Here is an 11,519-nt window from a genome sequence, read left to right as displayed (position 1 = left end):
ATTTCAGCCCGTCCGGCGATTGAGGACATCTTGTACGGGGCCTGGGGCGGAGCCCCAGTTTCGGGAAGGGGCGGGATCGGGGAAAAGAAACCCGCTCTGACCGAAACCCAGGAGGTCCTGTGCCGGAGGGGCACACCATTCACCGCCTCGCGGACGACTATCGCGCCCGGTTCGAAGGGCGAGGTCCCCTCCGGGTAACCAGCCCCCAGGGCAAGTTCTCCGACAGCGCCGCCCTGCTCGACCGGCAGGAGATGGACACCGCCGAGGCCCACGGCAAGCACCTCTTCCTCGGCTTCGCCGAGACAGGCTGGATCCACATCCACCTGGGCCTCTTCGGCAAGGTCACCTTCGGCGGTACCGCCACCGCGAACCCGCCCACGGACACCGTCCGCCTCCGCCTGGCCACCAAGGACGCGTACGTGGATCTGAGGGGCCCCACGACCTGCGCTCTCATCACGGACGAGGAGAAGCAGGCGATACACGCCCGCCTGGGCCCGGACCCGCTCCGGGAAGCCGACGACCCGGACATCGCCTACGCCCGCATCTCGCGCAGCCGCACGACCATCGCCGCCCTCCTCATGGACCAGAAGGTCATCGCGGGCGTCGGCAACGTCTACCGCGCCGAGGTGCTCTTCCGGCACGGCATCGACCCGTACACCCAGGGCAAGGACATCGGGCCCGAACAGTGGACGGCGATCTGGGGCGACCTGGTCGTCCTGATGCGCGAGGGCGTGCGCCTCAACCGCATCGACACCGTCAGGCCCGAGCACATGCCGGAGGCGATGGGCCGCCCGCCGCGCGTCGACGACCACGGCGGCGAGGTGTACGTGTACCGCAGGGCCACGATGCCCTGCCACATCTGTGGCGGCGAGATCCGCACCGCCGATCTCGCCGCCCGCAATCTCTTCTGGTGCCCCGGCTGCCAGCGACCGGCGTCCTGAGCCCCCGCGGGCGGCATGTCTGAGATCATGACTCGACCGCATCGCCATTCAATGGGGGACCCATGTTCAATTTCGAGACCAGCTGGATAAACGGGCCGGTCGCCATCGTGATCGGCGTGCTGTTCGTCGCCGTCTTCCTGCTGCCGTCCCTCATCGCGTTCAACCGGGGCGTCGAGCTCCGTTGGGTGATTCTCGTCATCAACCTCTTCCTCGGCGCCTCGTTCATCGGCTGGCTGGTCGCCCTCTACCTGGCGACCCGCAAGCCGAAGCCGTCACTGGGAATGACCCTTTAGAGACAGTTAGAACCCGTGCGGCAGCCACGGCGCCACGTCCGACCCGAAGGCCAGAGACGCCTCGGCCAGCGCGCCCGGGCGCAGTTCACGTACCCGCCCCGCGGCCGCCAGTGACATCAGGGAGAAGCCGCCGAGGTAGGCCGAGCCCAAGTCCCGTACGGACAGGGCGAGATCGGCATCGTCTTCGGTGCGCTCGCAGATCGCGCCCTTCAGGTCACCCTTGAGCCGCCAACGACCCTCGTTCCAGGGGCAGAAGGCGTCCTCGACGTCCAACACCAGGTTCACCGGCGCCCGGTACGTGCGCGCCTCGAGCGCGGCCCCCACCTCCACCAGGCGTACGTGGAGCGAGTCCCGCACCTGGATCTGGCAGCGCCGCATGTCCGAGACGAGGTGGAGCACGGCGTCGTCCACCGGGCGGCTGTGCGCCTCGACCGTCGACGTCAGGTCGATGCCGAAGAGGAAGCGCCACAGCGCCGCGTTCGCCGCCGGGTCGACGGCTTCGAGATCACGCAGCCGGACCGTACCCTTGGGGCCCGCCATGGCCCAGTCGGGCTTCACGCTGTAGCGCGCGTACCCGACCAGCTCCCCGTCGCGCTCGGCGACCACACACTGCAGCGCAGACGCACCGTGCCGTTCGCTCTCCGGGTCGAGCAGGCCGAGCCGTTCCCAGCCGGGCTGCCTGGCCAGCATCCCGGGCCGCTCGCTCACCCGCCGTGCGTACAGCGCCTCGCAGGCCTCGTGGACGTCGGCGGGCTTGGCGTACCGAAGGCGTACGTCATCGGTGCCTGTCGGCACCGTCAGACGTACGCGTGCCGTGTCGATCTCGGCCGTCATCGCCTGCGTCGCCGCGCCGTACCCGAACCGTCCGTAGATGTCGGGCTCGGAGGCGGTGAGCACGGCAAGAGAGTCGCCCTTCGCGCGTACGTCGTCGAGCTGGCGCCGCATCATCGACGTCAGGATTCCCTGCCGTCGGTGCGTCGCCGCGACGCTGACCATCGTCACTCCGGCCGCGTCCACCAGGGAGCCGCCCGGCACGGAGAGGCGGAAGCTGAACGCTCCGGTCGTGCCGACGCAGGCCTCGCCCTCCCAGGTGCCGAAGAAGCGGTCGAACTCGGTCAGCGAGTTCCAGAGCTCATGCTCCTCCTTCGCCTCGGCGACGCCGCCGAAAGCGACCTCCAGCGTGCCGTAGTACTCGTCCCAGTCCTGCTGGCGCAACTGGCGCAATTCCGTCGTCATATGCCATGCCTACCAGGCAGAAGCGGCCGGAGCGACAGGATTTCCGCGCGCCGGGCGCGTGCCACTGAAGGGGGACAACCGGTACCTCCCGTGCGAAGTGCCTGGCCCGGTGGATAGGGTCCGGGAGCAATGGCAGGCAGGCGAGCGGAAGCCGAGACGTTTACAGCCCGGTTGAAGAAGCGGATCCACCGGGCTCGCATAGGGCTGCGCAAATCCGGGGTCGACTACTTCAGGGGTGACGGCTCTGACTGGGTCGCGCTCGCGGGCCTGCTCGTCACCATCCCGGTGATCGCGTTCTGCACCATCGCCAACAACGTCTGGTGCGCACCCTCCACGCTCGTCCTGCCCATCGTGGCCGGCGGCCTGCTCCTGCGGCCCTCCAGCCTGCTCGGCCTGTACGCGACGGCCGCCGCCGCGCTCATCGTGGAGTCCGTCCAGCTCGGCCCGTACACGCAAGGGCCGTCGCGGGTCACACCCGGAGTGGTCCTTGTCGTCGCGGCCTGCGGCTTCTTCGGGCTTGTCATCGCGCAGTTCCGCAGCCGGGTCGGTGTGCCGTGGCGCGGGGGCGGAACAATGCTCTTCGACCTGCGTGAACGTATCCGCGTACAGAGCAAGCTGCCGAAGCTTCCCCCGGGCTGGCACCGCGAGATGGCACTGCGGCCCGCGGGCGGCCAGTCCTTCTCGGGCGACTTCGTGGTCGCGGCCCGCACGAACGGCGGCCGCACCCTGGAGATCGTCCTCACGGACGTCTCGGGCAAGGGCATGGACGCGGGGTCCCGCGCCCTGCTCCTGTCGGGCGCCTTCGGCGGCCTGCTCGGCTCGCTGCCGCCGCACGCGTTCCTGACCGCCGCCAACGGCTACCTCCTGCGCCAGGACTGGGACGAGGGCTTCGCGACCTCGATCCATCTGGTCCTCGACCTGGAGACCGGCGACTACGAACTCTTCACGGCGGGCCACCCGCCGGGTCTCCAGCTCAGCGCGGGCAGCGGCCGCTGGGAGGAGAAGGCCGCGGAGGGCCCGCTCCTCGGTGTCTACGACGGGGCGCAGTTCGACCCGGTGAAGGGCTCTCTGCGCCCCGGCGACGTCCTGATGCTGTTCACCGACGGCATCGTCGAGGCCTCCGACCGCGACATCAGCGAGGGCATCGACCGCCTCACCGGGGAAGCCGACCGCTATGTGGCGGGCGGCTTCCACGGTGCCGCGTGGCATCTGATCGAGGCGGTCGCGAAGGACGTCAACGACGACCGTGCGCTGCTTCTGATCTGCCGGGACCCCTCACCGGGCGCCTGACAGTTCAGGCTCCGGCTCCGGTTCGGGGGCCGCGTCGCGTCCGCCCGGCAGTATCCGGGCCAGCCAGTGCGACCGTCCCGCCGCGAGCGGACCGAGCACCGCGAGCAGCAGCACGTACCCCGCGATGAAGGGGGACAGGCGTTCGTCGAGTCCCGCGGTGGCCGCCATGGTCGCCAGGATCAGGGCGAACTCGCCGCGCGCGAGCAGGGTGGTGGAGATGTTCGCCGCGGGTCCTGCCCCGAAGCCGTAGATACGTGCCGCGCCGAGTCCGGCGAGGACGTTCATGAGCAGCGTCACCGCCACGGCGGCGAGCACGGGCCAGAGCACCACGGGCAGGTCACCGGGGTCGATCGAGAGCCCGAAGGCGAAGAAGAAGATCGCCCCGAACGCGTCCCGCAGGGGGTGCACGAGCTTGCGGACGCGCTCGCCGGACGCCGTGCTGCCCACCATCAGACCGACCATGAACGCGCCGATCGCGTCCGCGACCCCGAACCACTCCGAGACCCCGGCGACGAAGACCGCGGCTCCGAGGAAGGAGATGACGAGCAGCTCGTCGTCACGGGTGTCCATGAGCCGTCCGACGACCTTGGTGCCGAAGCGCGCCACGAGGGCGAGAAGCAGCAGGAAGCCGAACGCCTTGCCGCCGTCCATGACGGCCGCCGCAAGACTGTCGGCGCCGGACAGGACGGGCTGCAGTGCCGCCAGATAGAGCGCGAGGAAGATGTCCTCGACGACGATGATGCCGAGGATCGGCTTCGTCTCCGGATTGCCGAGCCTGCCGGTGTCGACGAGCACCTTGGTGACGATCGCCGACGACGAGATGCCGAGCACCCCGGCGAGGACCAGAGCCTCGGAGGTGCCCCAGCCGAGGGCGAATCCGAAGCCGAGGCCGGCGCCGACGTTCAGCAGGAGATACGTCCCCCCGGCGAGGGCCATCTTGCGGCCGCCCGTCTTGAGGTCGTCCATGTGGAACTCGAGGCCCAGGTAGAAGAGCAGGAGCACCAGGCCGAGCGCCGAGAGCATCTCCAGGTCGTGGGGGTCGGAGAGCAGGACCACGCCGGGAGTGTGAGGGCCGAGAAGGATCCCGGCCAGGATGAAGAGCGGGATGGTGGGGAGGCCGATACGGCCGCCAAGTCGGGCGAGCACGGCGGCGGCGAGAAAGGCGCCGCCCATGGCTATCAGGGTGTCTGCGTGTCCGATGGGCCCGTTCCTCCTGGTAGTCGGCGACGCACCCACCGCGCACGGATGGCAAAGGGAGCGTCAAGAACGCGTCAATAGTTAGCTTACCAAACGATCTGTGCGATGCCTGGCCGCGCCGATTCCCCGCCTCCTGCGGGGGCTAACCCCACCCCCGATTCGCCGGGGGACCTCATGGTTCACAGCGCCCCCGAATCCGTACGTTCGAGACATCGATCAGGGGTGTACGTACGGAAGGCGGACGGGACGATGGGGCTGCGGCGCAAGAAGCGATCCGAAGCGGGCGAACAGTTCGAAGCGGGCGAACAGTTCGACGGGTTCGACGGGAGAGTGGTGCCCCCGATGCCCGCCGGTGCGCCCCGCGGCGCCGCCGTGGCCGTCGAAATGCGCGGCGTACGCCGCAGGTACGGCAGGGGCTCCGGCGCCGTGCACGCACTCGGCGGCATCGACCTCGCCCTGGAGCGCGGCAGCTTCACCGCCGTCATGGGCCCGTCGGGCTCCGGCAAGTCCACCTTCCTGCAGTGCGCCGCCGGACTCGACAGGCCCAGCGAGGGCACGGTGCGCCTGGGCGGCACGGAGATCACCTCCATGAGCGAGAACAAGCTCACCGCGCTGCGCCGCACCCGCCTCGGCTTCGTCTTCCAGGCCTTCAACCTGCTGCCCTCGCTGACCGTCGAGCAGAACGTGGTCCTGCCGATGCGCCTCGCGGGCCGGCGCCCCGACCGCCGCAGGGCGGCCGATGTCCTCGCCCGCGTCGGGCTCGGCAGCGACAAGCACAAGCGCCGCCCCGGCGAGCTCTCCGGAGGCCAGCAGCAGCGCGTCGCGATCGCCCGCGCCCTGGTCACGGACCCGGACGTGATCTTCGCCGACGAACCGACGGGCGCCCTGGACACCAGGACGGCCGCCGAGATCCTCACCCTCCTGCGTTCCGCCGTCGATGGCATGGGCGCCACGGTCGTCATGGTCACCCACGACCCGGCCGCCGCGGCCTACGCGGACCGGGTGCTCTTCCTCGCGGACGGCGTGATCGTGGACCGCCTGGAGCGCTCGTCGGCGGCGCAGATCGCGGCCCGTCTGACGACGCTCACGGCACCGGCGTACGCGACGGCGGCGGCGTAGCCCCACACCTGAGCCCCACACCTGAGCCCCACACCTGCGCCCCGCCCTCACACCGACTCCGGAGAATCCCCATGCCCAACGGCATCGCCCGCGCCGCCGTCCGCTTCAAACCGGCCGCCTTCGTGGGCACGTTCGTCGCGTTGATGATGGCCGCGATGATCGTGTCCGCCTGCGGCATCCTCCTGGAGACGGGTGCCCGGGCATCGGTGCCGCCCACCCGGTACGCCGACGCCCCCGTGGTGGCCGCGGCACGGCAGACGGCCCACTTCGTCACGGGCAGCGGCGACAGCCGGTCGGAGTCGGACACGCCGCTGCCCGACAAGGCCCGGATCGACAACTCCCTGGTGAAGAAGGCCGGTTCGGTGCCCGGCGCCCGTGCCGCCGTCGCGGACGTCACCTTCCCCGTGCGGGCCGGGAACAAGAGCGTCACCGCGCACGGCTGGGGCTCCACGGCCTTCACCGGCGAGAAGCTGACCGCGGGCCGCGCCCCGCAGCCCGGCGAGGTCGTCCTCGCGGCGCGCGGCGCGTCCGTCGGCGAACGCACCACGCTCACCACGGCGGACGGCCCACGCGACTTCCGCGTCTCCGGAACGGTGAAGGCCCCGAACACCCCGAATGCCCAACAGGACGCACCCACCGCCTGGTTCACCGACTCCGAAGCCGTACGCCTCTCCGGCCACCCCGGCCGCGTCGACGCCATCGCCGTCCTGCCCAAGGACGGCGTCACGGACGACGCCCTCAAGTCCCAGGTGGCACACGCCGTCGGCGGCAAGGCCGACGTCCTCACCGGCGACGACCGCAGCGCGGCCGAGGGCTCCGAGCTCGCCTACGCCAAGGAGATGCTCACCGGGCTCGGCGGCTCCTTCGGCGGCATCGCCACCGTGGTCGCCATGTTCACCGCCGCGGGCACCGTGGCGCTCTCCGTCGGCCAGCGGGCCCGCGAGTACGCGCTCCTTCGGGCCATCGGTACGACGCCTCGCCAGATCCGCCGCACCATCGCCACGGAGGCCCTGCTCGTCGCACCCCTCGCGGGAGCGGTGGGCGTGCTGCCCGGAATCGCGCTGGCCGACTGGTGGTTCGGGCAACTGAAGGAGAGGGGCGCGATCCCGCAGGCCCTGAACCTCTCGGTCTCCTTCATCCCCCTCGTCTCGGCCGTCGGCATCGCCGTGATCACCGCGCTGTTCTCCGGCTACCTGGCGGCCCGCCGCCCCTCCCGCATCAAGCCGGGCCAGGCCCTGACCGAGTCCTCGGTGGAACGCCTGCGACCCGGCTGGATCCGTACGCCCCTGGGCATCGCGGCGGCCGTCGGCGGCTGTGTCCTGTCCAAGGTCGCCTCCTCCATGACGGGCGACGACGCGGCCAACGTGGCGCTCGGCATCGTCATGCTGTTCATGCTCGCCGTGGCCCTGCTCGGCCCGCTGGTCGCCCGCGGCTGCGCAGCCCTGTTCGGACTTCCGCTGCGCGGCGCGAGCGCGTCCGCCTCGCTCGCGGTGGCCAACTCCCGTACGAACGCCCGTCGTCTCGCCTCGGCGATCACCCCGATCGTCCTCGCGATGGCGTTCTCGTCGACCCTCGTCTTCATGCACACCAGCGAGGACCGGGTCGCCGCCGACCAGCAGCGCGAGGGCATCACGGCGGACCACATCGTCTCCGCGTCGGGAGCGGGAGCGACCGCCGACGGGGTGAGGAGGGCAGGTCAGGCCCACGGAGTCACATCGGCCGTAGGCCTCCTGAAGACCTCCGTCCTGGTGCCGGTGGGCTCGGGCGGCGACCGCTGGCTGGAGTCGGCGTCGACGCAGGGCGTGACGGGCGCATCGCGTGACCTGGCCAAGGTCCAGGACCTGGACGTCAGGACGGGCACGATGGCCTCGCTCGGCAGGGGCGAGATCGCGGTGGACGCGAAGCTCGCGGACTCCGCGCACGTGAAGACGGGCGAGCACATGGCCCTGCGCCTGCCCGACGGCACGAAGACGTCACCGAAGGTGGTCGCCACGTACGGCCGCGGCCTCGGCCTCTCCCAAATCACGTTCCCCTCGGCGGACTTGAAGCAGCACGTGACCTCGTCCTTCTCCTCGGAGATCTGGACGAAGGGCGAGGCATCGCAGGCCCTCACCGCGCTCGGCACGCTCCAGGACCGCGACGACTACGCCACCGCGCAGTCCACGGACCGTGCGGTCAACGGCTGGGCGAACAAGATGATGGCGGCCGTACTCGGCGGGTTCGCGGCGGTCGCCGCGGCCAACACCCTGGTCATGACGGTCCTGGACCGCCGCCGCGAGCTCGGCACACTGCGCCTGATCGGCACCACCCGGCGCCAGGTGATGCGGATGGTGCGCTGGGAGGCGCTGCTCGTCGCCTGCGCGGGCATCATGATCGGCTCGGCGATCGCGCTGGCGACGCTGGTCCCCATGATGAACGGCCTGACGGGCGAGTCGCCGTACATCCCGCCGCTCCTGTACGCATCCTTCGCGGGCGCGGCACTGACACTGGGCCTCGCGGCAACGGCGCTGCCGGCGAGGGCGGCGCTGCGGGAGAGGGGCTGAAGGAATTAGCCCGTCCGGCGTTTGAGGACGAACGCGGCGAAGCCGGTGATGACGGCAACCACAAGGCACAGGGCCCCCGGGCCGAGCGGCCCGCGGCGGAGCCGCCAATTGATGCAGTCGGGAAGGGGCGGGGTTGGGGAAGATTCCCGCATGAACCCCAACCCCAACCCCACCCCCAACCCCAACCCCCACCACCTAACCCTCCCCGAAGTGGAAGCGGTAGCCCGCCAAGCCCACGCCACCCAGAAGGACAAAGCGGGCCGCCCCTACACAGAGCACCTGCAAGCCGTGGCGAACGGAGTAAGGGCCCGAGGCGGCTCGCCAGAACAGATCGCCGCGGCCTGGCTCCACGACGCCATCGAGGACAACGCCCTCACCGAGCAGTGGCTGCGGGACGCGCGCCTCACCCCACGTACGAAGGACATCGTGCGGGCCCTCACCAAGCACCCGGGTGAGCCCCCGGAGACGTACGCCCGACGCATCCTCACCACCCCCGGCGCCCGCCTGGTGAAGCAGGCGGATCTGGCCCACAACGCAAATCCGGCCCGTCTAGCAGAGCTAGACGGGCCGACCCGCACTCGCCTCACGGCGAAATACGCCAACATGCACGCCCTATTGGGCCTTGAACCACCGGGCTAGGAAGAGGACTTGGCCCGCTCCCGAGCCAGCGCCGCAGCATCCCGCTTGAACGCCCACTCCATCTTCGGCTCCATGGCGAAGCGGAACATCCGCTGCACCGGAGGCGTACAGAGAAGCGTCACCACCGTCCCGGCCGCCAACGACACGCCCACCTGGCCGACAGGCGTGTGTACCCAGTCGTGGTCGAACCAGCCCCAGAAGCGCGACCCCTTGGCGAGGAAGCCGTGCAGCAGGTAGCCGTACAACGTGCCGGCGCCGAGCACCGTGAACCACATCTTGCGACGCGGAACCCACGCGAAGAAGCACGCGGTGAGGACGACGGAGCAGCCGAACAGCGCCAGCGTCATCACGACACCGGCCCACCACGGAGCGCCCAACTCCTGCGCGCTGTCCCGGCGGTAGAACCACGCGGAGGTCATCCGCGGACCGGCCCAGTACGCGAGGAGCAGCGCGCTCGCGAAGATGGGGATGGAGAGCAGCCGCACCTCGCGGCGCCGCACCAGCTGGAAGTACTCGGGCTTCATGAAGAGGCCGAGCACGAAGAACGGCAGGAACTGCAGCACCCGCTGCAGATCGAGGTCGTCGCCGATGTCCGGCGAGACCGAGGCGAGCACCGCGATGGCGAGCGCCAGCGGTACCGGCCAGCGGACCAGCTTCCACAGCGGAGTCGTCAGACGCCAGACGAAGAGCGCGACCAGGAACCAGGTGAGGTACCAGGGGTCGAGCAGACTGATCGGCTGCGTCGGATCGTCGTCCGCGTAGCGCTTGAAGAAGGTGTACGCGACTTCGAAGATGACGTACGGCACAGCGATGCCGGTCACCAGGCGCTTGAGGCGGTCGGACCGCATGTCGAAGCTGCGCGAGAAGTAGCCGGAGATGAGGATGAACGCCGGCATGTGGAAGGCGTAGACGGTCATGTACAGCGCCTCTGCGGCGCGGCTGCCGTCCGTCAACGGCTCCCAGGCGTGCGCCATCGCGACCAGGACGATCGCCAGGTACTTGGCGTTGTCGAAGAAAGAATCGCGTTGTTTGGCGGACTGACCGGTGGAAACAGGTCTGTCTGAGGTGGAACCGGGGTGGCCCGTGGAGCCTGAGTGGCCAGTGGGGCTTGAGTGACCCGTGGAGCCGGGTCGAGCGGTGGTGCCGGCCGGGGCGTGGGGAACGGACGCGGCCATGGTGGACTGGGGGACGCGGGGGCCAGGGACTCCCTCTGCCGGCACATGTGCCGGGGGGAGCGGCGCCCGGTGGCGGCCGTGCGGTTGAACCGAGTTCGTCACAGGCCCTCCCACCAAGAGCTAGGTGAGACGACCCGGGACCGCACTGCGCTTGCGGGGATGGTGGCAGCGTGGAACATCTGAGGCACCCTAGCGTCGCTTGCGTGTATTCGTAAAACCCTCAACTCGCCTGTCATACCAATCACAGACGGTTCGGGACTATTGATGTCCGAGTACCCAGGAATCGCGAGAGTCGACATGGAGATTCACCTCCTGTCACCCTCGATACAGGGGACAAACCCCGGACACAATGTCCGTTACGTCACATCTAATCCCCCTTAAACGTTGCATAACGCCCGCAGGCGACTCTGGCGAAATGTCCACTTGATTGGCCCTTTGTGGCGCTGGTGATGTGTGTCCGGCAACAATTCGAATTTCTGGCGAACGAGATGTGTGGCGATGGAAACGATCAAGCCGAATTAGTGGTCACGCGCGGGCTTCGAATTGCCGTGCGGGAGCGCGATGTTCAGACGCCCCAAGGGCGCCCCCGTGCACGGGGCCCACTCGGGGCACGTCAGGCCTTGGCCGACGATGTGTCACCGGCCGCATATGGACGGCGCGTTGGTGGCACGATGGTCCTGGCGGGGGTGTGCGAGGTCGTACCCCCCGGGCCGGGGAGAGACCGACCTAGGGTGTGATCAGTGTGGCCATTTCGCTGTCAGTGGTGTTGCTGTTGGCGATCATCCTCATCGTGCTGATCCGCGGAGGATCGCTCAAAGCGGGGCCCGCGATCGTCGCGGTGTTGTTCGGGTTCTTCCTCGCCTCAACTGGAATGGCCCCTTCCATAAATCGCTTCCTCAATGAGCTGGCGGAGACCATCAACTCGATCAGCTTCTGAACGGCGCGGCGGCCCGCCGCGATCTGAAACCGGTCAACCTGCCCGCGCGGCCGGGGCTCTCGTCGGCGACCCCTGTGGTGCCTTCGACGGGGCCCGCGCTCCGCATGCCCCGTGAACGCAGAAAAGCCTCCGGCCCGGTTCCGAGGAAC

10 protein-coding genes are annotated in these 11,519 nt (G+C 69.6%); 7 read left to right on the top strand and 3 right to left on the bottom strand.

Features of this window, described 5'->3' with window-relative positions:
- The first annotated feature begins 119 nt into the window (after window positions 1-119).
- Both ACFQ7F_RS42815 and ACFQ7F_RS42810 read left to right on the top strand, forming a co-directional pair.
- Window positions 120-941, top strand: a complete 822-nt coding sequence (locus ACFQ7F_RS42815; RefSeq protein WP_383284040.1) for an Fpg/Nei family DNA glycosylase — start codon at window positions 120-122, stop codon at window positions 939-941.
- Window positions 942-1,003: 62 nt separating this feature from the next.
- Complete coding sequence (locus ACFQ7F_RS42810) at window positions 1,004-1,234, top strand: superinfection immunity protein (RefSeq protein WP_383284037.1); 231 nt, start codon at window positions 1,004-1,006, stop codon at window positions 1,232-1,234.
- A 6-nt stretch (window positions 1,235-1,240) separates the two neighbouring features.
- Here ACFQ7F_RS42810 and ACFQ7F_RS42805 read toward each other — a convergent pair whose 3' ends face one another.
- A complete protein-coding gene (locus tag ACFQ7F_RS42805) occupies window positions 1,241-2,470 on the bottom strand; it encodes a GNAT family N-acetyltransferase (protein ID WP_383284034.1) in 1,230 nt (409 codons plus the stop codon).
- Between the two features lie 129 nt (window positions 2,471-2,599).
- Between ACFQ7F_RS42805 and ACFQ7F_RS42800 the strand changes: the two genes are divergently transcribed.
- Window positions 2,600-3,760, top strand: a complete 1,161-nt coding sequence (locus ACFQ7F_RS42800; protein WP_383284031.1) for a PP2C family protein-serine/threonine phosphatase — start codon at window positions 2,600-2,602, stop codon at window positions 3,758-3,760.
- On the opposite strand, the gene ACFQ7F_RS42795 is transcribed toward ACFQ7F_RS42800, so the two are convergent.
- Window positions 3,746-4,933: a cation:proton antiporter gene (locus ACFQ7F_RS42795; RefSeq protein WP_383284028.1), complete on the bottom strand. Its 1,188-nt coding sequence runs from the start codon at window positions 4,931-4,933 to the stop codon at window positions 3,746-3,748. The two genes, ACFQ7F_RS42800 and ACFQ7F_RS42795, sit on opposite strands and share 15 nt — an antisense overlap.
- A 273-nt stretch (window positions 4,934-5,206) precedes the next feature.
- On the opposite strand from ACFQ7F_RS42795, the gene ACFQ7F_RS42790 reads away from it, so the two are divergent.
- From ACFQ7F_RS42790 to ACFQ7F_RS42780, 3 genes are all read left to right on the top strand, one after another.
- Window positions 5,207-6,076, top strand: a complete 870-nt coding sequence (locus tag ACFQ7F_RS42790; RefSeq protein WP_383284043.1) for an ABC transporter ATP-binding protein — start codon at window positions 5,207-5,209, stop codon at window positions 6,074-6,076.
- A 71-nt stretch (window positions 6,077-6,147) separates the two neighbouring features.
- A complete protein-coding gene (locus ACFQ7F_RS42785; RefSeq protein ID WP_383284024.1) occupies window positions 6,148-8,619 on the top strand; it encodes an ABC transporter permease in 2,472 nt (823 codons plus the stop codon).
- A gap of 150 nt (window positions 8,620-8,769) precedes the next feature.
- Entirely contained in the window at window positions 8,770-9,258 is a 489-nt protein-coding gene (locus ACFQ7F_RS42780; RefSeq protein ID WP_383284020.1) for an HD domain-containing protein, read from the top strand.
- On the opposite strand, the gene ACFQ7F_RS42775 is transcribed toward ACFQ7F_RS42780, so the two are convergent.
- Window positions 9,255-10,535 carry an acyltransferase family protein gene (locus ACFQ7F_RS42775; protein WP_383284015.1) on the bottom strand — a complete coding sequence of 427 codons (1,281 nt, stop codon included), beginning with the start codon at window positions 10,533-10,535 and terminating at the stop codon, window positions 9,255-9,257. The genes ACFQ7F_RS42780 and ACFQ7F_RS42775 overlap by 4 nt on opposite strands.
- 640 nt (window positions 10,536-11,175) lie before the next feature.
- Here ACFQ7F_RS42775 and ACFQ7F_RS42770 point away from each other — a divergent pair.
- On the top strand, window positions 11,176-11,370 hold the full coding sequence (locus ACFQ7F_RS42770) for a hypothetical protein (RefSeq protein ID WP_383284012.1): 195 nt from the start codon (window positions 11,176-11,178) through the stop codon (window positions 11,368-11,370).
- The last annotated feature ends 149 nt before the right edge of the window (window positions 11,371-11,519 follow it).

Source organism: Streptomyces sp. NPDC056486, assembly GCF_042795295.1.
Taxonomy (GTDB): domain Bacteria; phylum Actinomycetota; class Actinomycetes; order Streptomycetales; family Streptomycetaceae; genus Streptomyces.
Note: the sequence above shows the minus strand (reverse complement) of the source record. Positions and strands in the feature narration are given on the sequence as shown.

Coding starts and splice junctions, on each gene's coding strand:
- ACFQ7F_RS42790 (WP_383284043.1), top strand. CDS start 5,207: ATGGGGCTGCGGCGCAAGAAGCGATCCGAAGCGGGCGAACAGTTCGAA.
- ACFQ7F_RS42810 (WP_383284037.1), top strand. CDS start 1,004: ATGTTCAATTTCGAGACCAGCTGGATAAACGGGCCGGTCGCCATCGTG.
- ACFQ7F_RS42805 (WP_383284034.1), bottom strand. CDS start 2,470: ATGACGACGGAATTGCGCCAGTTGCGCCAGCAGGACTGGGACGAGTAC.
- ACFQ7F_RS42780 (WP_383284020.1), top strand. CDS start 8,770: ATGAACCCCAACCCCAACCCCACCCCCAACCCCAACCCCCACCACCTA.
- ACFQ7F_RS42800 (WP_383284031.1), top strand. CDS start 2,600: ATGGCAGGCAGGCGAGCGGAAGCCGAGACGTTTACAGCCCGGTTGAAG.
- ACFQ7F_RS42785 (WP_383284024.1), top strand. CDS start 6,148: ATGCCCAACGGCATCGCCCGCGCCGCCGTCCGCTTCAAACCGGCCGCC.
- ACFQ7F_RS42795 (WP_383284028.1), bottom strand. CDS start 4,933: ATGGGCGGCGCCTTTCTCGCCGCCGCCGTGCTCGCCCGACTTGGCGGC.